Annotated in this window: 18 protein-coding genes; 3 read left to right on the plus strand and 15 right to left on the minus strand. The window is 60.2% G+C overall.

What is annotated here, in order from left to right; all coding sequences use genetic code 11:
• Positions 1-16 precede the first annotated feature (16 nt).
• The 15 genes from BLR34_RS00750 to BLR34_RS00820 all read right to left on the minus strand — a co-directional run bounded on the left by BLR34_RS00750 (position 17) and on the right by BLR34_RS00820 (position 21,551).
• On the minus strand, positions 17-937 hold the full coding sequence (locus BLR34_RS00750; protein ID WP_092698421.1) for a branched-chain amino acid ABC transporter permease: 921 nt from the start codon (positions 935-937) through the stop codon (positions 17-19).
• Positions 930-2,972, minus strand: coding sequence for an AMP-binding protein (locus tag BLR34_RS00755; RefSeq protein ID WP_092698423.1), 2,043 nt, complete (start codon positions 2,970-2,972; stop codon positions 930-932). Before BLR34_RS00755 ends, BLR34_RS00750 begins: the two co-directional genes overlap by 8 nt.
• Before the next feature lies 1 nt (position 2,973).
• Positions 2,974-3,807, minus strand: a complete 834-nt coding sequence (locus BLR34_RS00760) for an ABC transporter ATP-binding protein (RefSeq protein WP_092698425.1) — start codon at positions 3,805-3,807, stop codon at positions 2,974-2,976.
• Positions 3,808-4,626 carry an ABC transporter ATP-binding protein gene (locus BLR34_RS00765; RefSeq protein WP_092698427.1) on the minus strand — a complete coding sequence of 273 codons (819 nt, stop codon included), beginning with the start codon at positions 4,624-4,626 and terminating at the stop codon, positions 3,808-3,810.
• A 1-nt stretch (position 4,627) separates the two neighbouring features.
• Positions 4,628-5,890: an ABC transporter substrate-binding protein gene (locus BLR34_RS00770; protein WP_092698429.1), complete on the minus strand. Its 1,263-nt coding sequence runs from the start codon at positions 5,888-5,890 to the stop codon at positions 4,628-4,630.
• Positions 5,891-6,067: 177 nt separating this feature from the next.
• Entirely contained in the window at positions 6,068-6,724 is a 657-nt protein-coding gene (locus BLR34_RS00775; protein WP_092698431.1) for a class I SAM-dependent methyltransferase, read from the minus strand.
• A gap of 6 nt (positions 6,725-6,730) precedes the next feature.
• Positions 6,731-7,765, minus strand: coding sequence for a tyrosine--tRNA ligase (locus tag BLR34_RS00780; RefSeq protein WP_092698433.1), 1,035 nt, complete (start codon positions 7,763-7,765; stop codon positions 6,731-6,733).
• Between the two features lie 51 nt (positions 7,766-7,816).
• Positions 7,817-13,474, minus strand: coding sequence for a CARDB domain-containing protein (locus tag BLR34_RS00785; RefSeq protein ID WP_176765190.1), 5,658 nt, complete (start codon positions 13,472-13,474; stop codon positions 7,817-7,819).
• A gap of 193 nt (positions 13,475-13,667) precedes the next feature.
• On the minus strand, positions 13,668-14,510 hold the full coding sequence (locus BLR34_RS00790; RefSeq protein ID WP_092698437.1) for a DUF7289 family protein: 843 nt from the start codon (positions 14,508-14,510) through the stop codon (positions 13,668-13,670).
• Complete coding sequence (locus BLR34_RS00795; RefSeq protein ID WP_092698439.1) at positions 14,507-14,968, minus strand: DUF7266 family protein; 462 nt, start codon at positions 14,966-14,968, stop codon at positions 14,507-14,509. The genes BLR34_RS00790 and BLR34_RS00795 overlap by 4 nt, the downstream gene beginning before the upstream one ends.
• Positions 14,968-15,849: a hypothetical protein gene (locus BLR34_RS00800; protein WP_092698441.1), complete on the minus strand. Its 882-nt coding sequence runs from the start codon at positions 15,847-15,849 to the stop codon at positions 14,968-14,970. The genes BLR34_RS00795 and BLR34_RS00800 overlap by 1 nt, the downstream gene beginning before the upstream one ends.
• On the minus strand, positions 15,843-16,439 hold the full coding sequence (locus BLR34_RS00805; protein ID WP_092698443.1) for a DUF7288 family protein: 597 nt from the start codon (positions 16,437-16,439) through the stop codon (positions 15,843-15,845). The genes BLR34_RS00800 and BLR34_RS00805 overlap by 7 nt, the downstream gene beginning before the upstream one ends.
• A 2-nt stretch (positions 16,440-16,441) precedes the next feature.
• Entirely contained in the window at positions 16,442-16,888 is a 447-nt protein-coding gene (locus BLR34_RS00810) for a DUF7287 family protein (RefSeq protein ID WP_092698445.1), read from the minus strand.
• Positions 16,885-19,047 (minus strand): type II secretion system F family protein, encoded by a 2,163-nt coding sequence (locus BLR34_RS00815; RefSeq protein ID WP_092698447.1) that lies wholly within the window; start codon positions 19,045-19,047, stop codon positions 16,885-16,887. The genes BLR34_RS00810 and BLR34_RS00815 overlap by 4 nt, the downstream gene beginning before the upstream one ends.
• A 2-nt stretch (positions 19,048-19,049) precedes the next feature.
• On the minus strand, positions 19,050-21,551 hold the full coding sequence (locus BLR34_RS00820) for a type II/IV secretion system ATPase subunit (protein ID WP_092698449.1): 2,502 nt from the start codon (positions 21,549-21,551) through the stop codon (positions 19,050-19,052).
• 263 nt (positions 21,552-21,814) lie between these two features.
• On the opposite strand from BLR34_RS00820, the gene BLR34_RS00825 reads away from it, so the two are divergent.
• Genes BLR34_RS00825 through BLR34_RS00835 form a run of 3 tightly spaced genes read left to right on the plus strand, consistent with a single transcriptional unit; the run spans position 21,815 to position 23,570 of the window.
• On the plus strand, positions 21,815-22,126 hold the full coding sequence (locus BLR34_RS00825; RefSeq protein ID WP_092698451.1) for a hypothetical protein: 312 nt from the start codon (positions 21,815-21,817) through the stop codon (positions 22,124-22,126).
• Between the two features lie 44 nt (positions 22,127-22,170).
• Positions 22,171-22,755, plus strand: coding sequence for a thioredoxin family protein (locus BLR34_RS00830; protein WP_092698453.1), 585 nt, complete (start codon positions 22,171-22,173; stop codon positions 22,753-22,755).
• Between the two features lie 5 nt (positions 22,756-22,760).
• Positions 22,761-23,570 carry a BtpA/SgcQ family protein gene (locus BLR34_RS00835; protein ID WP_092698455.1) on the plus strand — a complete coding sequence of 270 codons (810 nt, stop codon included), beginning with the start codon at positions 22,761-22,763 and terminating at the stop codon, positions 23,568-23,570.
• The last annotated feature ends 84 nt before the right edge of the window (positions 23,571-23,654 follow it).

Consider the following 23,654-nt stretch of genomic DNA (forward strand, 5'->3'; position numbering starts at 1 on the left):
GGGTGTGCTCTCATTGTTATAACCTCTCTATCCGTTCGGTTCCGAACAGTCCGTAAGGCATTACGACGATGACGACGAGGAGGAACACCATCGGAAGGACGGATTCCAGCCCCGGCATCAGAAACTCTTCGAGGTAGACACCAAACTCCTGGAGAATGCCGACGACGATACCGCCGATGAACGCCCCTGGGATGCTGTCGAGGCCGCCGAAGACGACGGCGGCGAAGACGAGAATCGTGATGTCGCCGATGGTAAAGCCCGCTCCGCCCGAGGACATCGCGAGCAGGATACCGCCGATTGACGTGATAGCGATAGACAGCGCCCACGCGACGACGATAGTCCGCTCGATCGAGACACCAAGGACCATCGCCGCCTGCTGGTCGCTCGCGCTCGCACGGAGAATCGACCCCAGCACGGTGTACCGGAAGAAGGCCATCAGCCCGGCGACGGTCAACAGCGCCAGAATCACACCGATGACGAAGGGAGCCTGGACCGAGGTGTCGTACGGTAACGTGATGCTCCAGCTTGGCTGGAGTGCCTCGGGGTAGGCCCGGTACTGCGAGCTGATGAAAAACCTGATGCCACCGTCGACAATGCCGATGAACGCGAGTGTGACGATGACGACTGACAGCACCGGCTCGCCGATGAAATACCGGAAGACGAGCCGTTCGAGGGCGACCCCGAGCAACGCACCGATGACGACGGTGAGTCCCAACGCCGCGAACACCGGGACTTGCACGTCGAACATCCAGAACGGCACCGAGGTCGACAGGACGACGACGAGGAACGCACCCAGCAGTGCGAACTGTCCCTGTGCGAAGTTCAACACGCCCGTAATCTTGTAGATGAGCGCGAATCCGATGGCAACAAGCGCGTACAGCGCGCCGATGCCGATGCCAGTCACGAGCACGCTGAACAGGCCGGCGGCGTCAACCATCGACACCACCTCCACTGACCATTGCTTCCTCGTCCATTGGCACGTCGACGACTTCCATCTCGCCGTGTTCGACAGACTCCCTGCCGTCTTGGTAGGTGATTGTAACGTCCATCTCGACTGTCTCCTCGCCAGCGTAGACGCCGTCGATGAGGTCCTGATACCGATTTGTCACGATTTCGCGCCGAATCTTGCCGGTTCTGGTCATCTCGCCGTCGTCGGCGTCGAACTCCTTGAACAGCACGACGAACCGCTCGATTTTGTGTTCGTCTAGCTCCTCGTTCGTCTCTCCGACGACGCCGCGAATCAACTCCAGTACCGGCTCTTTCTGTGTCAGGTCCTGATAGCCCGCGTACTGGATGTCGCGCTGGTCGGCCCATTCGGCCACGTTGTCGAATCGGATGTTGAGAATCGCCGACAGCGACTCACGCCCGTCGCCGACGACGAGTGCCTCCTTGATGTAGGGATTGAACTTGAGCTTCGTCTCGACGCTTATCGGCGCAATTGCCGACCCGTCTTCGAGTTCGAGCACGTCGTCCATCCGGTCGAACACCTTGACGTGACCGTCCTCGGTGATGGCCCCGAAGTCGTCGGTGTGGAGCCAGTCGCCTTCGAGGGCCTCCTCGGTCTTCTCGGGTTGGTTGTAGTACCCTGAGGTGACGACGGGACCGCTGACCAGAAGTTCGCCCTCCGGTGTGATACCGACCGTGACGTTGGGGAACACCTCGCCGACGGTATCGACCTGGATGTCGTCGTCGCGGTGCATGGTCACGAACCCACAGACTTCGGACTGGCCCCAAATTTGCTTCAGCGGGACACCGAGCGCGTGGTAGTACTGGAAGTGTTCTTCACCCAGCGGTCCGCCGCCGGTGTAGACGTTTTTCGCCCGCTTGAGGCCAACTTTGTCGAGAATCGGCCGGTAGACCGTCCAGTACCCCAGCCAGTGTTTGAGTCGGAGCGACGCCGGCGGCTCCTCGTCACGTTTGTCGCCGCTGACGTACTCGGCGTAGCGCTGGCCGATATCCATCGCCTTCTCGTAGAACTTGCGTTTCAGCCAGGAGGTGTTCTCTATCTGGGCCTTGATCTCGGCGACCCAGCTCTCGTAGGTGCCCGGCGACGAGAAGATGATTTCGGGACCGATTTCGCGCAGGTCCTCGCTCTCTGTCTCGGGCTCTTCGGGGAAATTCGCCGTCCAGCCGCCGAGAAACGCAGCCGCCATCAGTATCATCTGCTCGCCAATCCAGGCCATCGGCAGATAGGAGAAGTAATCCGACCCCTCCGGCAGTGGGTCGATTTCGATTGCCGCGTTGGCGAGGTTGACGAAGTTGAAATGCGACAGTTTCACGCGCTTTGGCATCCCCGTCGTGCCCGAAGTCGGGGGCAACATCGCCGGCGACTGCGGGTCTAGGTTCCGGATGCGCTCCTCGAACTCCGGGGTCGACACCTCGTTGGCCTCGGCACGGTCCTTGCCGCGCTGTTCGACCTCGTCGTAGCTTATCACCGGGACTGCCGTGTCGTCGTACCGGAACATCCCCTTCTCGTCGCGGTAAATAATCGCTTCGAGCGAGGGCGAACGGTCGGCGACCTGCAACAGCTTGTCGACCATCTCCTGGTCCTCGGCGTATGCCACCTTCGGCGACAGCAGTTCGAGCTGGTCGCCGATACCCTCCGGGAGCGTGTCCTCGTAGTTCGGCGCGGCCATCCCGCCGAGAATCTGGGACGCGAGCCACGCCCAGAGCTGGTGGGGACGGTTGTAGCCGATGGTAAAGAGGATGTCATCCTCCTCGAAGCCAAACGTCTCCAGCCCGAGGGTGATGTGTCTGACGCGGTCGTAGTACTCTCCCCAGTCGTACTCTTCCCAGACGCCGTAGCGCTTCCAGCGCAGGGCCACCTCGTCCCCGTGCTCCTGGACGTGGTTGAGCATGATTTCGGGGAGCGTTGTATCCTCGATAATCTCCGTGTCGCCTTCGGGTGCCGTCTCGATTCGCTCGACGGTGACTCCCTCCTCGACGCCGAGTTCTTCGTCTGCCTTTGCCATCTTACTCCACCCCCGTATAGATGCGCTGGACCTCGGGGTCGTCGACGACCGCTTCCGGACGGCCCCGTGCGATGATAGCGCCTTGGTCGAGGACAACCATCCGCTCGGAAACGTCGGTGACGACTTCGAGGTCGTGTTCTATCATGACCATCGTCATCCCCTCTTTCTCGTGGAGGTCTGCGAGAAAACGGACCATGTCGTACTTCTCGTCGAAGGTCAGGCCGCTCATCGCCTCATCGAGCAGGAGTACGTCCGGTTCGAGCGCGAGCGAGCGCGCGAGGTCGACCCGCCGCTGGATGCCGAGGGGCAGGCTGCCGATGGTGCTGTGTCGGTACTCCCAGAGTTCGAGGTAGTCGAGAATCTCTTCGACCCGGCGCATGTTCTCGACCTCGACTTTCCGGCCGCCGGCGACGTAGAACAACAGCGCCGACAACAGGTTCGGTCGCTCTTTGACCGCTCTGACTGTCATCACGTTCTCTAGGACATCCTCTTCTTCGAACAGCTCCAGTCCCTGGAACGTCCGCCCGAGTCCCTTCCGTGCCCGCTTGTAGGAGGGGTCACTCGTGACGTTCTCGCCGTTGAGGAATATCTCGCCGCCCGTGTCGGGGTCGTAGAACCCGTTCAAGACGTTCAGCAGCGTCGTCTTGCCCGCGCCGTTCGGGCCGACGATAGAGACCCACTCGCCCTCGTCGATGGCGAGGCTCACGTCGTCGACGGCGGTGATAGCCCCGAAGGTCTTCGTCACGTTCCGACAGCCGAGTACCGCCTCCTCGGGGGGGAACTGCGGGCCGCCCCGGATGCCGGCGCTCGACTGCGAGACGCTCTGTCCGCTCATCTATTTCCACCTCTTGCGTATCTTGTAGTGTTGAATCTCCGAATACCGGCTCTCCTCGGAGCTCGTGCCCAGATAGAACTCCTTGATTTCCTCCCGGTCCATCAGCACGTCTGCCGGGTCGTGGAGTTCGACCTGACCGTTCTCCAGGACGTAGCCGTAGTCGGCGACTTCCAGCGTCTCCTTTGCGTTCTGGTCAGCAATTATCATCGTGATGTCCTCCTCGCGGTTGATTTCCCGCAGCGTCTCGTAGATGTCGACGACCAGCTTCGGCGCGAGACCCAGCGACGGCTCGTCGAGCAACAGCAGATTGGGGCGGTGAATCAGCGCCCGCGCGATGACGAGCATCTGCTGTTCGCCGCCGCTACAGTAGCCCGCCTCCACATCGAGTAACTCCTCTAGCTTGGGGAAGTATTCGAAGGCGATGTCGTAGTCGGACTTACTGTAGCGGATGCGCCGACCGCCTCTGTAGAGGCCACACCGGAGGTTCTCCTCGACGGTGAGGTCCTCGAAGACGCGCCGGCCTTCGAGGATGTGGGTCACGTTCCGGTCGACCATCTCGTTGGTCTTCGCGTTGGTGACCTCGTCGCCCTCGTAGTAAACCGAGCCACGGGTCACTTCGCCGCGCTCGCTCCGACCGATGCCGGATATCATCTTCAGTATCGTCGACTTGCCCGCCCCGTTTGGGCCGAGCAAGGCGACGATATCGCCGCGGTCCGCGCTCATCGACACGCCCTGGACTGCCAGGAAGGTCCGGTCGTAGACGATTTCGGCGTTATCGAGTTCGACAACCGGCGGCTCGTCGGCTTGTCCCGAACTCATGTTATGGCAGCCATTCCTCGCGGCGGGGCAGTTCGATTTCCTGGTCGGGCACCATTTCGCCGTCACTGACTTCGTAGGTCTGGCCGAACATGGTCGCCCGGCGGTCGCCGTCCTGGTAGTCGAGCGTGACCGGCAACAGCCCGCGCGCGTCGAAGTCGTCCATTTCGATCAGCTTCTCACGGACGGCCGACCCCGACTGGATATCGCCGCCGTCGTCGTCGACGCGTTTGAGCGCCTCCACGGCAAGCAGTGCGTGTGCCACCCCGCGGACGTAGTTGATGTTCGCGATTTCGGGGTTACTCATGTCGTGGCCCTCTCGCTCGAAGGAGTCCTCGATGATTTGCCAGCCTTCCGGCGATTCTGACTCGACCTGATTCCAGGATTTGTTCGTGTTGACGTACCGGACGCCCTCGAAGGCGTCGGCTACGGATTGGGCGCGGAACTCGTCGACGGTCCAGGTCAGTCCCATCACCGTGATGTCGGCACCCAGGTCGCTGATGGAACTCATCAACACCTGCATCGGTGCTGCGGTGTTCTGGTGGATGAGGTAATCGACGTCGTTGTCCATCGCCCGCTTGACCTGCGTGTCCGCGGTGTTCGCTCCCAACCCGAGCGTGATGTTGTCTGCTACGTCGAGTCCGAGTTCTTCGGCGTAGGCCTCCGTCCCATCGACCGGCGACTCGCCGAACGGCGTCGTGTTGTGAATCATCGCGACAGTCGCGCCCGAGTCGTTGTTTGCAATCCACTCCGCGTGAGCGCGGCCCTGGCTCGTGTAATCGAGGTTGACGAAGAAGTTGTACGGCGTCTCCTCGGCCAGTAGCTTGTCCGAGTACGAGGCTGAGATGTACACGATCTCGTCGCGTGCGACCTCCGAGGCGAGCGCCTCGGTGTCGGCCGTTCCCCAGCCGATAATGACCGGGGGATTATCGCCCGAGGTAAGGCTGTTGTAGTGGTTTTGTGCGTTTGGCACGTCGTAGGCGTAGTCGACCCAGTCGTGGTTGATTTCGAAACCGAGGTCTTCGTTCTCGTTCGCCCATGCGAGGGCGTCACGGGTGCCCCGGCCCGTCGGCTGGCCAACGTCAGAGGTCGCGCCGCTCAGGTCGTGGATACCACCGACCAGCGCCGTATTGTCGCCGCTGCCGCCCCCACCGATACAGCCAGCGAGACCGGCCATCCCTGTCGCAGCGACAACGCCCGTCCCCCGCGCGAGAAATTGTCGCCGACTATGCGTATTGCTCCCATTTCTATTGTCACCATCTCTCATGGTCTAGTACCACAATGCAAGGAGACTTATTTATATCATTCGGTAAGACGGACCCGTCGTCCATCGCTTTTGATAGCTGTGGGTAGGTCACTTGTCCGCTGTCAGCACCCCTTCCGTGTCGTCTCACGCTCGTATCTCCGGAGCCCACTGCCAGATACGAGACAGCGTGGGCGCAGGTTAGCGGAGCTCCGCGTAACAGTTGCCACTGGAGACGTAGCTGTCTGTGACCGCGAGTCCGCTCTCGTCGAGGTCGCGCTCGAACTCGGTCGGGGCGTAGATATAATAGAATCGTGGCACCGTCTCGCCATCCGGGAGCGTCCAATCGACTGTCGTCTCGAAGCCAGTTTCGGCGTCGGCCGGGGCCTCGAACCGGTCGTGGGCCGTGCTCCAAGTGCTTACGAGTGCCCGCCCGTCCGGGGCGAGTACGCGGTCGAGTTCTCGCAGACTTTCGAGGCGACTCTCGCGGTCAGGGAGGTGATGCAGTGTCGCCACGTACACCGCCACATCTACGCTACCCGACGCGAGTGGTATCGCCGCTGCATCGCCTTGTACCAGCGCACCCGTCCAGTCGTCGTCGTGCATTTTGGTCTGAGCCTCCCCGAGGAGCCCGCGGCTGACATCGACGCCGACTGCTGTCTTGGTCACCTCGGTGAGCAACGCGGTGTGGCGGCCGTTGCCACAGCCCAGGTCGAGACCCAGGTCACCTGTGGCCGATGCCAGGAACTCCTCGACCTCCGGCCAGGGGTATGCTCGTGTCTCCGAGAAGTGGCCCGCAATCTCGTCGTAGACCGACTGTATTTCGCCGCGGCGGCCGCTTCCCCTCTCGTCGGTCATCGTCGGCTACTCGTAGCTCTCGGGGTAGGCCTCGGCCAGCAGCTCCGGCCGGTCTGTCAGGCGCTCGCGAACCGGGTCGATGACATCTGAGATGTACTCGCCGGTCGCGTTCTTGAGGTCTGCCGGGTGGAGCTCTTCGCTCTCGAAGTCGGCCTCGAGTTGCTGGTAGTCTTCGTAGACAAGGTCACCGCCGTACTCGTCGGGGCGCTCGATGACGAAGGACTCGTCGCGTTCGTCGAGTACCGGGAAGACGAGATACTGGACGTACTCCAACACGCCGTTGTCTTCGACATCGCCCATCGGGCAGTAGGCGTCGTCAATTTTGTCTCGGACCACAGCAGGCGAGTCGGTGAGGTTGACCTTCGACCCGTCCTCAGAGGAACTCATCTTGTCGCCGGTCAGGCCGGCAAGCAGCGGCGCGAACAGACAGACCGGCTTGTCGTGGTCGTGCTCGGGGAGCAACTCGCGGCTGAGCATGTAAATGCCGCGCTGGTCGATGCCGCCGTAGGCGATGTCGGCGTCGAGCGCCTTCACGTCCAGCGACTGCATCAACGGATAGATGAGCCCGCCAAGATTGGGGCTGTCGCTCTCGCGGACGACCTCGCTTGCGGCCCGCTGTGTGCGGGCAATCGTCGTCTCGGCGGCCATTCGATACATCTCCAGGGAATATTCCTCGTCGAGCTGGTAGTCCATCCCCCGGACGAACGTGATGTCGCTGGGGTCGGCACCCGCGGCCTCGACCATTCCCTCGATGGCCTCTTGGTAGTACTTGACGCGCGCGTCGAGCAACTCGAACGGGCTTTTCTCGTCGTCGAGGTGGGCGTGCAGGTCCGCGACCAACACCGTCACGTCGAGGTCAGCCCGCAGGAAATCCGCGAGCTTCCTGATGGTGGTGAAGTGACCGATATGCATCTCTCCGGTCGGAGCGTACCCGATGTACACGGACGGGTTGCCTTCGGCGAGCAGTGTCTCTAGCTCCTCGGTTTCGACGACCTCGTCGGTGTATCGCGTGACGAGGTCCAGACGCTCGGCTGTGTCCATACAGTCGCTTTCACGCTGGCTCGAATAAATGGTTTGATACGCCGGGCCGGCTCACTCGGCCACCTCGATGTCGTCGATAGTGAAGTCGATGCCCGAACCGATGCCGCCGAAGTCGGGGCCGCCAGGCAGTGCTCCGTCTAGCTCGTCGACATACACCTGTACGATATCTGACTCGCCCTCAGACTCGACGGTCAGTTGCCAGTGGTCGTCGTCCCAGCCGGCACCTGTCGTATCCCAGACGAGTGTGGCCGTTGTCGTGTTTTCGGGTGCGAGCGTGCCGATGTTGAGCACGGTGAAGTTTGCCGGTGACTGCTCGATACTCTTGGGACTCAGTACTGCATCGAGGGAGACGAACAGGTCTTCTGTGATGTCGGTACTACCGCCGTTTGTTATTTCGACGGGCACCGAAATCGGCTCTCCTGCCTCCACTGCCTGTGCCTGGTCGGTTGCCGCGATTGCGTCCTCGTCGATGTCTATGTTGACCTGCGTGTCGTCTGTCGGCTCGATATCGACGGTTTGCATACCGCTGAAATCGTCCTCGCTCTCGACGATTATTTTGTCGGTCTCTGCGGAGAAATCACTGGGCGAGAGACTCACCGTCACCGTCTCCGTACTGTCCTCGGGAATCGTACCGGTGTCGACGGTCGTTACGTCAGTCCGCTCTCCCTGCCCGCTGTCGTTGCGCCTGACTATCAGCGTCTGACTGCCGGCTCCGTCGCCGTCGTTTTTCACGTCGATATCGACCGTCAGCGTCTCGTCCTCGGTAATCGAGTCGACGCCGTCATCGGCGTTTGTGGCGACGTCGGAAATCTTGAAAGTCTCTTCTTTGTTGTCGACGTCGTCGACTGTCACCTCCTCGCTGGAGCTGTTCTCGCCGCCGTCTGTCGCTGCGCGGACCTCGACATCGATACTGTCGCCGGTATCGTCTGTCCACCATGTGAACGTCTCGGTCGTCGACTCGCCATCACTGAGTGCGACGATTTTGCTGTCTTTTTCGACACTGCCGACGGTCAAGACCACCTGTCCGGGGTACGTCTCGTCGGTTCCGTTGACGTTCTCGATTTCGGCCGTGACATCGAGCTGGTCGCCGATTGTGACCGGGCTCGCTGTCGTGGTGATATCGACCGCGAACTCTGCCTCTGTGACCTCTTTGCGCTTGACATCGACTGGTATTGCCTCCATGTCGTTTTCGGAGTGAACCGTGATGCTCTCGATGTCGCCGTCGCCGATACCGGTCTGCCAGTCGATAGACGTGCTGGTGTTCTCGCCGCCGTCGAGTTCGACCGGGGCGCTAGTCGCAAGCGTCTGATTGTTCCCGCTTTCGTCCTGATACTCCAGCCAGAGCGTCTGTGTATCGGGCGCGTTGTCGGTGTTTTCGACGCTGACGTTGACGGTCACGGTTTCGCCCTCCTCGACGCCGTCGTCGACGCTCTGGATGCCAACATCGAAGAACGCAGACTTGTCCTCGACGGTCACTGCCGTCGGGTTCTCGTTACCTGACGCCACCACAGTCACGTTGTCGGTGTTGATATCGCCGTCTAGCACGCCGGTCGTATCCCACGATAGCTGTACTGTCTTGCTCTCTCCGCTGGCGAGACCGGCACTGGAGACGTTCACCAGCGTGCTGTCGACTGGGTTCCCCTCCCAGTCGAGCAGCGTGACCGGTACGTCGCCGACACCCTCCCCCGCGTTCTCGATTTCGGCCTCTATTGTCACTGTTTCGCCTTCTGCAATATCTTCGGAACCGTTAATCTCGGCGGAGTTGATGGCTACCTCAGGCTCTTTCTCCTCGGTAATCTCTTTGATGAGTCCCTCGAAGATGCCGGCGAGTTCCTCGGGGTTGTCGGCCTTGGTGTAGTTCCCGTCACCGTTTCCGGCGTATCTCGCAACGTCTTTGAGAACCTCTTCGTCTGCATTCCCGAACCCGACGGTGTAGACGGAGAAATCGAGCGGCTGTGAGCCGTGGCTCATGTTCGTCTCGTTTGCGACGCTGACCGGATCTGCACCGGAATTATCAATCCCATCTGTGAGCAGAATCACGGTCTGGTACCGGTCAGAGTCCGGGTTCCCGTAGTCGAGGTCCGTTTCGCTGACGAGTTTGTTCTCAGCAGCCGAGATGGCGCCGGCAATATCCGTGTTGCCGCCGGGAGCGACTCTGAGCGACTCGTTCACCTCGGCGATATCACCCAGCCCAGTCAGGAAGTTCTGTGAGGTATCGTACTGCATGGCGGCGGCCCTGTCGAGCGTCTTGTTCATCGCGCTCAGTGCGGTCCATACCGCCGGCACACGCTCGATATTCTTGTCAGAGCCAGTGCTGGGATAGTCGTATTTCTCTATCTCCCAGTTGGTCCAGTCGTCGTAGTTGTACGCAGAGAAGTTGATTGTCTGGCCGGTGACGAAATAGCCGTCGTTGAACACGTCACAAAAGAATCCGGGACAACTCGACTCATCTGCGGTGACGAGCCACATCTCGTCTTCTGGAACTGTTAGCGTTCCCGACTTTGGCGGGTCGGTATCTACCTTTTCGGGGAAGTAGTCAGGGTCTCCCATCGACCCCGTCTCGTCGATGGCGAACACCACATCTGCCGGTAGCCGTGTCGCGTTTCGTGGCTTGACGGTGACGCTGGCCGTATCCGTAGCGTTCTGGCCGTCTGCATCGACGGTAATCTCGTCGGTCACGGACGCGTCGCCCTCGACCAACCCGACGAGAGTGTACCACGTCAGCGTTACCTGTTTCGACTCACCCTCGGCAAAAGAGAGTTCCTCAGAGGTAACGTTCACGAACTTGTCGTCGAAGTCCTTGAGCGCAACGACGGTCGCACCCGGCGCAGTCCCGGTGTTCGTCACGTTGATATCGACCGCCAGCGGCTCCCCTTCGGTGACGGGTGTCGTCGTCGACTCGATGCTGACGTCAAATTCTGCCTCGCCGAGGTCTCGCGGCTCGACACTGACGTTCTCGGCCGTGTCCCTGTCGTCGTCTGCGAGCACAGTCACATTGTGTGTCCCGACATCTCCGCTGCCAGTCTCCCAACTCATGTTGAACGGCTTCGTCTCCCCGGTATCGACCGCGACACTTTGCTGGTCTGGAATACCGACCGTTTTCAGGTAGAGCGTCTGCGTGTCGTCCTCGCCTGTGTTCGTGACGGTCCCGTTGACGAACATCGTGTCGCCGGCGAGAACAGGGTCAGATACCGAGGCGATGTTGACATCGAACTCGGAGCCGTCTGTCCGCTGGAGGACCGTCAACTCGAAGGTAAATTCGTCATCGTCGGTCTGCAACTTCAGTGTGTAGGGGTCGCCCGAGGCATCGCCCGGAATCGTCTTCCATTCGAGGGCGACCTGTTTCGGGCTGTCACCGGGCGCGAGTTCGAGTGTGGTGCTGTTCGTCCGGGCGCTGTCGTCGTCGTCGATGCCGTCCCGGTCGAGTGTCACCTGCTGGATGCCTTCTTTGCCGCCGGTGTTGTTCACGTTCAGAATGACCACTGCATCTTCTCCCTCTTCGACTGTACCGGCGAAGTCTCCGTCGCTGAGTGCCGTGCCGTTGAACGAGACGGACTCGATGGTGAACTCCGCCGGGTCGCTGCTAGCGGGGTCGACGCTGATGTTGGCCGCTGCCTTCGTCCCGGAAACCGGGGCTTTCACGGTCACGTTTTCCCAATCTGACTCCCGGCCTTCCTGTGTCGTCCACGTGAACGTCTCTGTGGTGGTGTTGTTCGGTGGGTCGGGGGGTAGCGTCAGTTCCGTCGAGTTTATCAGGTGTTTCTCCTCGTCTGTCGGTGTACTTCCCCAGAGGAATACCGTCTGGCTGTCCCCGGTACTGCCGGTATTGTTGATATCGACGCTCACCTCAACCTCGTCGCCTTCGACGGCACCCGCGTCGTCGACGCTGATATCGGATGGCTCGAACGTACTAGGCGTATCGACCTGTACCTCCCAGGTGGCCGACGGTTCGACGCCGTCGTGTTTCGTCCCGGCTCCGACCCAGAACTCGTAGACAGAGTCTGCGTTCTCGACCGGGAAGCTGAACGTCCTGCTGTCGTTTTCGCCTTTGTCGGTGCCGACCCGCTCACCCCAGACAATCCACGGGTCCGACGGGAGAGTGATGCTAGTCTCGCTTTTGTTCTTTTCGTCGTAGACGAACGCGACTGGTGACTCGCCGGCAGTTGCGTTGCGATACCCTTCGTTCGTCCAGTTGAGCGTCATCTCTACCTCGTAGCCGGGTTCCAGCGCGTCCGTGTTCGGGTCGAGAGTCGGCCCGCCCGAACTGTCGTGGACGAGGACGCCGCTTCCGTTGTAGATTTTCGTTCGAAAGTCGTCGATGACGAAATCGGTCTCGAAGTCGCCAACGTAGTCCTTCCAGTTTTCGCTCGTGTTGACTCCGACCGGTGACTCCAGACAGCCGTTCGAACTACTCGCTGTGTACTCTGTCGCATTCGGTACGAACGCACGGAAATCGTCGGGGTCGTGTGCGTCGCCAGTCGCGACAACACAGCCCCACGTGTCGGCTGCGACCCCGAACTTGTCCTCACCGGGGTCCGTCTGTGACGCGTCGACGACGCTCTCGGGAATCATGCTCGTATTCAGCGGCGCTGCGTGGGGGTCTTCGACGTTCCACCACCGGCCGTCTGTCCCGTTGTACGCCCACCACTCCGGTCCGTTGCCCCGAGTGTCGTTGTTGTAGAGGATACCGACGGTGTACTTTTTCGTATCCCACCCGGGAGCTGTGACGTTGAACGCGGCGTTGCTCTGGTTCGCGATGTCTGCGGTCCAGGCGTCGTCGGTCCCGTTGTCGTAGAGGTCCTGCGCGAACTCTCCCAGTCCGGTGTACGTGACGTTCTCGGCGTACTCCCGGGACTGATTGATTGTGTTCTGTTCGCCGTAGGTCCCGAGGTCAATCTCGGCTACGGGCCTGTCTCCGTCTACCTCACTCGCCTCGTGTACGTCTGTGTCAGCTCCCAGATTCGACTCGGCGTACTCCGCCCAGCCCTCCGCAAACGCGCTCGTAATATTGAGGGACACCGTCGCGTTTGCGACGTACCGGCCGTCGGGATACTGGCTCCGCATCTGCTGTTCGACGAGTTCGGTTATGTTCTCGGCTGCGCTCCCCGCTCCTGGCTGCTTGCGAAGGGAAATTTCGTTACCGTCTTGAACGAGGTCGATTGAGGAAATATCGACAAAGGAGAGTTCGAGCGTCTGGTTGTCGGCGTACAGGTCTGGCGGGGAAACAAGCGACACGTCACCGCTTTGTTTCTCCCAGACCGCACCGCCTTGATAGGCGGTAATCTTGCCGTCGTTGTTCTCATAGACTAAGCTTCCCAGCGTAACGCTATAACTCGCTGTTTGATTGTCGGCGTCTTCGAGTAACGCTCCGGGTGAATCTGTCGCATCCCAGTACGCCTCGTGTGTTTTGATCGTAATATTCACGTTCCCGTGACCGGACTGGGCGTTGATGTCGCTCGCGGTCCCGTCAGGAAACTCTATGCTGGTCGAACCCTCAACGTCTTGAGCTGTGAGTTCGCTTACCCGCTCGTCGAACTCTAGAATCGACTGCTGGACTACCTCGTTGTCCGCGTCCTCAGTGATGTCCTCGAACGCGAACATCCCGACCCCCACGAGGACGAGAGCCATGAGGAAAACGACCGCAATAATTAGAAACGTCCCGTATATCTCTGAGACGGCACGCTCGCCGCCTGGAGCCCCCTCTCTCATCATGGTATTATGTACGTGTGTCTCTCACGTATTTAATACTATTGAGGGAGCCATCTCTGCTCTAGGGTGGTTGCCGTCGCTATCTCGCTCTTAGCTGCCCGTTTTATCGCGTCCTCGCGTTAACAGATATTGTAAATTTTTCATCAATACGGAGTGTCTCCGGGCGTGAGATGGGGGCTGTTATCCTGCCGCGTTAGCTCGAAAACCGTGGCTCGACGATGTCGAGTTCGATTGTCACGACACGGACGAGCGCCCGGTCTGCCGCGCAGGTGTAGACGTGGTCGCTCGGATTCGACCACGTTTCTTTGCTGTCGAAGAACATATCCCACTGTGCTGGCCCGGCCGTCTGTGATGTGTTGACGAACACTGTGGTAGAACTGTCGACGAGTGAGCGCTCGGTGGACACTGTTCTCGCCTCGAAGGTCAGTGCCTCGTCGGTACTCGTGACCGGTGAGTCACCCCCGGCAGCGAACTGGTCGAGTCCTATGTCGGGGTTGTAGCCGTTCGAGACGTACAGCCCCTCCCGGTCGGCCAACGTAAGATTGACGACCGTGATGAGCGCTGTCGTGCCGTCGCGACACTCGAAGCTCGGGTCGAACGCTGGGATGGCGTTCGTCCTGAACACGCCGCCGGCCTCGTACCGAACTGTCACGTCGTCGCCCGAGCGGTCGAACCGCTGTTGGAGTGCGTTCACGGCGAGGTCTGGGTAGGCCACATCACCGTCCGTCGTGACGTTGAGTACCGTCTCGTTTATCCAGACGTTGCTGTTCGAGAACGCAATACTGAAGCTGCGTCGACTGTCGCCCCGGGTCGCCATCGGTTGGAGTGTCGCCGCCGCCGATTCCATCCCGCGCTCGGCGCTTTGTACCTCTTCGACGTTACTGAACGTCTCGAGCTGGGTGCCACCGGTGAACGAAATTAGCCCGGCGCCGACGATTATTATCGCGAACATCAGCGTGAAGCCGATGGCATCGGAGACGGCGCGACTGCTGTCTGTCGTGGGGCTGTCGCAGCTGTGCTCGGGCGGTCGTCTCACTCACACTCACCTATGGTTATTGTTCCGGCACACAGGCTGAGAACCGGCGTATCGCTGTTGTCGGGTGACCCGTAATCGATACGCGTCTCGTTGCCGACGGGATACTCAGCAGTCCGTTCGTAGTGGGGGGATTCGATTTGAATCACGCTCGGCGTATCGTATGTGTCACTCTCGCTTCCGGGGACGACCTCGAAGCTCCAAGAGCGTCCGGCGACACTGCCGGGGTACTCCGGCTCGACGCTGACGTTGACTGTACTTCCTGTCTCGTTGAGCCGGTCGAGTGTGTTGAGTTGTGCCGTGAGGTCGCTCCCGATTTCGTCGAACTGCGACTCGGCGGCCCGTTTTTCTTGTCCGTCGAGCACCGTCCCGGCACCTAAGAGCAGCCCAGAGACGAGTACCGTCGTAATCGCAAGCGTCAGTGCGTGTGTGACGGCAATCGAGACAGCTCGTCGGTTCATCACGACCCACCTCCGTAGGCTGTGACGTTGGTCTCGTAGCTCACCTGTGGGTCCTCGTAGGTTATCTCGAACGTCGGATTGAGTGTGACATCACTCGCGGTGTAGAGTTTCTCATTCTTCTTGTCTGTGGGGAAGTTGGAGTTACCTTCGGCTACGATTCTGAATGTCCCTTCGACGGTTCCGCCATCGTCAAAGACGACGTGCTTGTTCGAACTGTAGTACGTCGAGCCGAGTGCGAGGCTTGCACAGGTGGTGTCGCCGACACTGATTTGTCCTGTGCCGTGAGAGAGCGTTAGCTTGAGCGGCGTCTCCGCTGTCGCGGTGAACCCATCACATTTTGTCGCGCCGTCGACGTTCACTTCACCGCTGTCTATCTCGATGGTGAGCGGACTACTCCTTCCCAGGTCGATTGTGAAACTCCCGCTGATATCTTCGAACGTGTAGGACATGTAAGTGAGATTTGCCGGATCACCCTGGACAATCGGCCCGTCTGGGAACGTATCGGTCACGTTCTGCCAGATAACACCTCCGCCGTTCTGTTTGGCGTCGATGAGTGTCACGTTCACGAACTGAGCGCTCCCCCGGGTCGAGAGGTTCAGATACTGCTCGGTGTACTCCTTGACCGCTGCCGCAAACGCGTCTTCTTCACCTGGTTCGATGTACGGCAACCGCTGTTGGGAGCCGTTGACCATGAACAGCTCTTCGAGGCTGTCCTGTAGCTGCTCGATGTCTCGCTCGGTCTGTTCGAGGCTCTGTCGCTCCTGTTGGGCTTTGACATCTGCCGAGGCGTGGATATCGTTCAACAGCACGGCCGAGGCGACAATCGTCAGCGACACCAGGATTGCTGCCGTCAACAGCAACTGGCCGCGTCTGTTCACCATGCCACCACCCGAACCTGGATAACTGCGTAGATATCACTGCTCTCGTTTTGGTTGTAGAGATATATATCCTCGTCTGGCACGTCGCCGAGATTCTCGTACTGTGTGTCTTCGACACATGCCTGTGCTGACCTGTTGAACTCGAATACCGGGTCGCTGTCGAACAGCACCACTTCACGAGTCACCGTCACGGCCGGACCGGTCGGCGTCAACTCGGGACCCAGCACAATCTCGTCGACTGCCCCTGTCTCGTTCGGGTAACCGACGTACACGTTGTAGTTGGCGGTCTGCCGAAGCGTCCGGTTCAGCACTGCGCCTACCGGCTCGACTGCCGGGTCGGTCGACACCACGCCGTCGTGGGGTGTCGTTTCGTTGTCCCCGCCCAGACAGAGTGCGCCCGTTTCGAGTGCGTTCTGGTCGGCCAGAATATCGACGGTGTCTTGCGCCTGCCCCTGTACCTCGATGCCCTGTTGGGGGCCGCCGTCGGTCCAGGGAACGATGCTGACAGCCTGTAGCCCGAAGACCAGGGCGCTCGCGATGACGATTGTCCCGATGACCCCTTCGAGTGAGTATGCCTGTCCTCTCTCAGTCATTGTCACCACACCCGTACTACCAGACGGCAACCGTTTTCACAGACGGTCGGAATCCGGACAAACCGGACTGTCGACGCTGTCTGTCGGTCGTTCCAGACGCTCCCGTTTTGCAGCGCGACACCGTCGTCTGTGACGACGCCGCTCGCGTTGTGAACGGTCGCGTTCCAGCGCAGCCACTCGGGTACCCCGACCCGTGCCGAGTCGTCGACCAGCGCGTCGATGCTCCGGTTCAACGACCTGAAGCTTACGGTCTGGTCCGTCCCCGGGACGGTGCTGTTCTCGACGAGCTCTGTTGCGAGGTTGTCGGCCATCACCCGCTGTTCGTCGTCGACCTCCTCCTCGAAGGGCTGGAACAGCCCCGGAAAGTATCCGAAGACGATGACAATCGCGAGCAACAACAAGACGATGCCCAACAGGTAGTCGTTCACCGTCTGTCCGCGCGCCGTCATCGCCTGTTCGTCCCCCCTGTTCTGTCGTCGGAGTAACCCGTACGCGGGTCAAGCGAATCGCTGATAGACCACCCGGCCGGTCCGGCCACAAGCAACAGCATCTGTGCCGTCTCTTCGCCGCCGCCACCCGTTATCTGCTCGACGATAATCCACGTGATGAGCGCGATGGTCGAGAGAATCACGGCGTATTTCGCGCCCGAGAGTACCTCGACGTTGCGGATATAGCCCGCGATAAACGACGAGATAAGGGCCTGTAGCGTGACCGCGTGGAAGAACAGCATCGAGAGAAACTCCGTGTCGAGGCCGCCGGCGAACTCTGTCGTCTGCTGTGCTGCTTCTTCGCCAGCCTCCTCGCCTGCGGCGGCCAACCCGCCCATCGTCTCGAGGAACTGGACTTTCAACAGCGCCATCACGGCCAACAGCGTCAGGTAGGTCATGATGATGATGACCGTCTGCATCAGCGTCCGAGCCTTGCGCTCACGCTCGATTTCGTCTTGGTTTTCAGAGGCAGTCGCAGCCGTCGACAGCACGTCCTGAATCTGGCTGGAGGCCTCCTGGGCCTCGCTGATGAGCTTGACGGTCCGTGCGAGCCGGGGGACGTGATACTTGTTGTTGAACTCTCGCATCGCGTCTTTCAGGCTCGTCCCGAAGTTGACCTTCGAGTGCATCGACTCGAACTCGGCCGAGAGTTTCCCACTCGATGTTTCCGAGACGACCTTGATGGAATCGAGCAGCGTCATCCCGGTGTCGTTTGCACTCGCGAGCTTTCGGAGGTTCTCCGAGAGGTCGTTTAGAATCGCCTTCCGGGAGCGGACGTTCCACTCGTAGAACACTGCGAGCGGGAGGAGGTTGAGATAGATGGGGACATACACCCAGACAAGCGTCCCGACGATTGGGTCTGACTTCATCGCATCCACCGACAGCGGCATATTCCCGGTCGCCAGTGCGCCGATGAGAACCAGCAGCGTCAGCGGCAGTGTCAACACCAGAACGAGCGTCGGGTGGTCTCTGAAGAAGAGATGTGGCGCTTTCACTATCTCCATCAGTTCGTGGGTCCCCTCCTGGCGCTTTATTTTCTCGAAGAGGTCACGGTCGCCGGTGTACTCCTCGACGAGGCCGGGATTGAAGACGCCGATACCTTCGTCGACGGTGAAGTCCTCGCCGGCATCTGGCCGAAGGTAGCCGTCGCCGACCTCGTCGTGGGTGACAGTCGACACCATCACCAGAAAGCCCGCGCCGATGAGCGGGATGAGTCCGTAGACCGTGCCATACAGCAGTGTTGTCTGGTCGCCGCTCCCCATCATACTCATGATGACGAGAATGATAATGAGCAGGAGCGGAAACAGCGACAGCGTCATGTACATCTCACCGAACAGCTCCAGCGTGTCCAACAGCTTGCGCTGTTCCTGTTTAGCCGTCCGGAGGTGTTTGTCTTTCTGGTCTTCGAGGAAATCGGTCATGTCTCCACCAGAATCGAGAATCGACAGCATATCTGTCAGGAACTGCGCCAACTCGTCGCTCGGTGTCGTCAGCGCCTGATTCTGGACCGCTGTCCGGTAGTCCGTATCGAAATACTCCGTCTCCAGCACGATAGACTGGAACTCCCGGGAGAGTTCGCCGTAGGTGTCGTCGGCCTTGGCCATCGCCTTCAGGATTTCGAGCTGGTTCATGCCACCGACCGACAGCGCGTACATGAACGCGATACCGTCGGGCATTAGCGTGTTTATCTCGCGTTCGCGCCCGCCTGCCCGGAAGTACGGTATCGACACGACCGAGCCAAAGCCGATGCCGAACCCGATAGAGCCGAAAATAAGGCCAGATGTCAGCAATATAAGCGGCGTCCGGAGAACGCGCAACGGCTCCAGCGGGCCGAGCTGGATGCCGACCAACACGTCGCCGACGAATATCTGGACGAACAGCCAGCCGACGAACACGCCGAGCAGCCACAGCCCCATCCCGGCGATGAGGCCGACTGCGAGCGCCCGTGAGAGAAACATCTCGACGTTGTCGGCCATCCGCGACTGCGCGAGTTTCTCTTCGACATCGTTGACGAAATCGCTGTCTTCGCTGAACAGCCACTGGTACAGCGGATAGAACGCGCCCCCCAGCGAGCGGTCCCCACCTTCGAGTTGTCGTCCACGGCGTTTGTCAAGACTCATTGTCAGCTATCGCCGTCCGCCCCCGCCTTGGGAACGAACTGTCCGAAGTTGATATCGTCGTCGTCGGCGTCGACAGAGTCGTCATCCTGCCCTTCCAGGGCCGCGACGAGGTCGCTCGTCTCCATCTCTCGGTAGCCATCGAGCATCGGCTCGGCGCTTTGTAGAATCTCGTCTGTCTCCTCGATGACCTCCTCTGGTGGGTCGGGGCGAGGAACCAACTCCTCTTTCTCGGGGTCGACCTCAATCTGAACCGACTCCATCTCCCGGAGGTCTTCGAGTGAGCGTTCGAGACTCTTCTTTGCGATGATAGCGAGTATCGTCTCCGGGTCGTTGATAAAGGCCTGGACCGTCGCCGCCACCTCGGTGTAGGTGTTCAGACCGTTCTCGATGAGGTACGCGAGGACGATTTTCCGCTTGAACAGCTCTTTGTCCAGACGCTCTTGTGACCAGCCGCGGTCGAACTTGATTTCTTCGAGCGTGCTCGATGAACCCATCTGGAGGAACTGGTCGGTCTCGGCGCGCCACTCGTAGACGTCTCGAACGTTAATCTCGTCGTTCTCTGGCGAGTATTCGTTGATTTCTGTCAGCTTCTTGTTCCGGCGAACCTTGCGTCCGCCGACCCGTGTCTGGGTCTGAATCGACACCAAATCCAGCGCGGTAAACAGCGTCTTCGAGACGTTGATAGGGTCTGTGGTGAACCGCTTGATGACTTCGCCGACCGTGTCGGCGTGGAAGGTCGTGTAGGTGGTGTGACCGGTCGACATGACCTGGAACAGCGTTCGCCCCTCTTCGCCACGAATCTCACCCATGACGATGTAATCTGGACGCTGACGCAGCGCCGCCTCCAGCAGGTCGAACTCGTCGACGTCGCCTTTGTCGTCTTCGCCGAAGGAGGGACGAGTGACACTCGCCACCCAGTTACGCTGTGGCAGTTCCACCTCGCGGGTGTCTTCGATAGAGACGATTTTCGCACTCGAGGGGATAAACAGCGACACCGCATTGAGGCTCGTCGTCTTTCCTGAGGCAGTACCACCGGCGAAAATCAGTGATTTGTGGTTCTCGATACAGAGCCACAGGAACGCCATCTCGTCTAAGTTGAACGTGTTCCAGTTGATCAGGTCGACCGGCGTGAACGGCACGTCCTTGAACTGACGGATAGTGTAGTTTGTGCCGTGGTCAGAGACTTCGGCTCCCAGCGTCAACTGGGCACGCGAGCCGTCTGGCAGCGTCGCGTCGACCTGTGGCTGGCGCTTCGAGATACCCTTCCCGGAGCGCTGGGCGAGCTTGACGACGAAGTCGTCGAGTTCGGTCTCACCGTGTTCGACGTTCGTGATAATCTGCTCGTAGTCAGTGTGATAAACGAACACGCGGCTGTTGTAGCCGTCACAGGAGATGTCCTCGACGTTGATGTCGTGTTTGATTGGGTCGATGCGGGCGTACCCGATGAAGTCCCGCTTGAGCATGTACAGCATCTTCTCGACTTGGTACTCGGTCAGCGTATCGGGGTCGTCCTCGATTATCGCGGGCTCGGGACGCGCCTCGACGCCGTCGAGTTCCGGAAGCTCTTCCCAGTCCTGTTCGTCCTCATCAGCGAGGCCAACAGCCTCCTTGATATCGCCGAGCAGGCCGCTGTCAGCGTTGTTCTCCTTAACAGCCCGCTTGCCGGTGAAGATGTTATACCGCTTGAGGAGTCGCTCCGACTCGCGCTCGATGACATCGGCGCGGTCCTGTTCGCTCCCCTGGACGATAACGTCGTCCTCAGAGTACTTGATAGCGGTTTTGAGCTTTCGCGAGAGGAAACTCCGAAGCTCCGCCTCGATTTCGTTGAGATGTGGCTCGATAACGTAGTACTTGATTTCGTTTTCCTTCTGGGATTTGAAGACGACGACACAGGCGTAGGGCTTGTTGACCCAGTACCGGTGTTGTTCGATGAAGTGGGTCTTTTTTTCCATGGGAACAGCCTTTTCGAGGTCGTACCGATTGACGACGGTCTGTGTCCCATCGCGTGTCGAGAAGAATTCGTCTTCGTCGAGGTTCTCGTTCACGTCGATTGTCCGCTCGTCGACGACCTGCTTGAGCTTCTCGGCGGCACCGTTGCCGTAACTGAGCCGTTGCTCGGTTTCGGCTGGGTCGAACCCGAGGTATTCGGCTGGGTCGAACGGACCAGCCTCCTCTGGTGGCATGCCGTCCTCGTCGTAGTAGTATTCCTGTTTGAAGTGCTCCCAGGTATAGTGACCGACGACGACCCCGCGTTGCTCGGGGTCCCGGTAGCGCTCGACCACCCGGTCGAGCGTCTTGGCTGCGCTCGCGCCTCGCTCTAGCCGGTGGTCGGTTTCCATCGGGTCGAATCCGAGATATCGACTACGGTCGAACCGACCCTCGTCGTGTTCCTCGCGTCGAAAATCGCTCCACGAGTACTCGCCGACGACTACGCCGTCACCGAAGCGCATGACACCACCCGTCCCGGCGTCATCGTCGCTCCCCCCGGTGTCATCGATTGCCATTACGGCCCTACTACTATGAACACAGGAAAAAAGTTTGTGCTGCAAATCCCATATTTATTGTCATTGACGCAACAAAAACAATCAAATATCGGGAGTAGCGGCCTTTTACGTACTAATTCTTATGTGTCGTGGAGTATCTCTGTTCTGACTGGCACGGCCCGTCGCTGTGTCTTGGCACGTTCGTCTGATACGGCGTCTCTGTTGCAGTTCTCGTCGGCGCCGAACCCACTGACTTATCTGCCGCGATTCCAAATATCGGAGCAATGACGGACACGCGCGTACAATCTGGCTGGGAGCTGGTGGCCGCCGAAGACGAGGCAGCGGCCGTTATCGCCGGACTGCTCGCTGTCGAGCCAGAGCGGGAGTACACCCGCTCGGAACTCGCGGACGCCGCCGGAGTCCCGCTGAAGACACTGTATCTCGTCGATATTTTCGAAGAGCTTGCTACCCTCGGGATGCTCGACCGTGTCGACGACCCCGGCGCCGAGTCTGAGGTGTGTTACAGAATCAACGAAGAGAGCGATGTCTACCAAGCCGCCCATCAGTTCGACGAGGTTGTGAACGACAACCGCTGAGTCGGAGCCAAACGGGTAAGACAGTGGCACCCGAATCCGGACGTATGGTCGAACTCGAATCAACAGATGTCCTGACCGTCGGCGACGAAGCACCGGAGTTCGAGCTACGAGGAACCGACGAGAGAACCTACTCACTCGCGGATTTTGCCGACGCCGAGGCGTTGCTCGTCGTGTTTACCTGCAACCACTGTCCGTATGCAAAAGCCAAATTCGAGGAAATGAACCGTCTAGCCGAGGCGTACGACGAGGTGGCTGTCGTCGGTATCAATCCAAACGACGCCGAGGAGTACCCCGAGGACAACTTCGAAACGATGGTCGACCGCGTCGAGGAGGGTACAATCGACTGGGACGCATACCTCCGCGACGAGTCACAGTCGGTCGCGGCGGCCTACGGCGCGATGTGTACCCCTGACCCCTTCCTGTTCGAGCGCAACGAGGACGCGTTCCAGCTCGTCTATCACGGCCGTCTCGACGACGCCCCCAATCCCGACGATACGGCCAGCCAGCGCGAGATGGCCGGCCATATCGAGGACGTACTCGCCGGTGAACCGGTGACCGCGGAGTTCGAGCCCTCTCGTGGCTGTTCGATCAAGTGGAAGGCGGGCAACGAACCCGACTACTGGGAGTAGCGCGGATGGACCCACGCGACCTGTTCGCTGCGAGTACGCCGCTCGTCGGGATGGCCCACCTCCCAGCGCTTCCGGGTGCACCTCGACACGAGCAGAGCCGCGATAAACTCCGCGCGCGTGCTCTCGCAGACGCACACACGTTAACCGAGAACGGTGTCGACGGCGTCCTCGTCGAGAACTTCGGCGACGCGCCGTTTTACCCCGACGAGGTGCCAGCCCACGTTGTCGCCGAAATGACCGCCACGGCCCGGGAACTCTCTCTCGCTGTCGACACGCCACTCGGGGTCAACGTCCTCAGAAACGACGCCGAAGCCGCACTAGCGGTTGCGGCGGCGGCCGGTGGTTCGTTCATACGGGTCAACGTCCACACGGGAGCGGCGGTGACTGACCAGGGGCTACTCGAAGGGCAAGCCCACGAGACCGTACGGCTCCGGGAGCGACTCGACGCTGAGGTGGCGGTGTTCGCGGACATCGACGTGAAACACGCGACACAGCTTGGAACGCGCGACCGGGCCACTCTGGTCCGGGAAACAATCGACCGCGGGCTTGCGGACGCCGTCGTCGTCTCAGGGCCTGAAACCGGCGAACCGGCCGACGACGAGGACCTGCTGGTCACCCTCGACGGGCGTGACGAGGCGACGCGGGACGTTCCGGTGTTCATCGGCAGCGGCGTGACACCAGAGACCGCGCCGGCGTTACTCGACCGCGCCGACGGTGCGATTGTCGGCACTGCGCTCAAAGACGGCGAGCAGACGACCAACCGTGTCGACGCTGACCGGGTGAGAGCACTCGTCGAGGCTGTGCGCTCTACGTAGCGCTCCAGACGGCTACTGGTTGCCTTGTCGGAAATACTGGCTGTTTGTTTTATTTCTGTACTTCCGAGCGTACGCGGAGCACAG

The sequence above is a fragment of the Halovenus aranensis genome (genome assembly GCF_900100385.1).
GTDB classification, from domain to species: domain Archaea; phylum Halobacteriota; class Halobacteria; order Halobacteriales; family Haloarculaceae; genus Halovenus; species Halovenus aranensis.

Bases quoted from the DNA above. Each gene is read 5' to 3' on its own strand.
- BLR34_RS00750 (WP_092698421.1), bottom strand. From the start codon at position 937: ATGGTTGACGCCGCCGGCCTGTTCAGCGTGCTCGTGACTGGCATCGGC.
- BLR34_RS00755 (WP_092698423.1), bottom strand. From the start codon at position 2,972: ATGGCAAAGGCAGACGAAGAACTCGGCGTCGAGGAGGGAGTCACCGTC.
- BLR34_RS00760 (WP_092698425.1), bottom strand. From the start codon at position 3,807: ATGAGCGGACAGAGCGTCTCGCAGTCGAGCGCCGGCATCCGGGGCGGC.
- BLR34_RS00765 (WP_092698427.1), bottom strand. From the start codon at position 4,626: ATGAGTTCGGGACAAGCCGACGAGCCGCCGGTTGTCGAACTCGATAAC.
- BLR34_RS00770 (WP_092698429.1), bottom strand. From the start codon at position 5,890: ATGAGAGATGGTGACAATAGAAATGGGAGCAATACGCATAGTCGGCGA.
- BLR34_RS00775 (WP_092698431.1), bottom strand. From the start codon at position 6,724: ATGACCGACGAGAGGGGAAGCGGCCGCCGCGGCGAAATACAGTCGGTC.
- BLR34_RS00780 (WP_092698433.1), bottom strand. From the start codon at position 7,765: ATGGACACAGCCGAGCGTCTGGACCTCGTCACGCGATACACCGACGAG.
- BLR34_RS00785 (WP_176765190.1), bottom strand. From the start codon at position 13,474: ATGAGAGAGGGGGCTCCAGGCGGCGAGCGTGCCGTCTCAGAGATATAC.
- BLR34_RS00795 (WP_092698439.1), bottom strand. From the start codon at position 14,968: ATGAACCGACGAGCTGTCTCGATTGCCGTCACACACGCACTGACGCTT.
- BLR34_RS00800 (WP_092698441.1), bottom strand. From the start codon at position 15,849: ATGGTGAACAGACGCGGCCAGTTGCTGTTGACGGCAGCAATCCTGGTG.
- BLR34_RS00805 (WP_092698443.1), bottom strand. From the start codon at position 16,439: ATGACTGAGAGAGGACAGGCATACTCACTCGAAGGGGTCATCGGGACA.
- BLR34_RS00810 (WP_092698445.1), bottom strand. From the start codon at position 16,888: ATGACGGCGCGCGGACAGACGGTGAACGACTACCTGTTGGGCATCGTC.
- BLR34_RS00815 (WP_092698447.1), bottom strand. From the start codon at position 19,047: ATGAGTCTTGACAAACGCCGTGGACGACAACTCGAAGGTGGGGACCGC.
- BLR34_RS00820 (WP_092698449.1), bottom strand. From the start codon at position 21,551: ATGGCAATCGATGACACCGGGGGGAGCGACGATGACGCCGGGACGGGT.
- BLR34_RS00825 (WP_092698451.1), top strand. From the start codon at position 21,815: ATGACGGACACGCGCGTACAATCTGGCTGGGAGCTGGTGGCCGCCGAA.
- BLR34_RS00830 (WP_092698453.1), top strand. From the start codon at position 22,171: ATGGTCGAACTCGAATCAACAGATGTCCTGACCGTCGGCGACGAAGCA.
- BLR34_RS00835 (WP_092698455.1), top strand. From the start codon at position 22,761: ATGGACCCACGCGACCTGTTCGCTGCGAGTACGCCGCTCGTCGGGATG.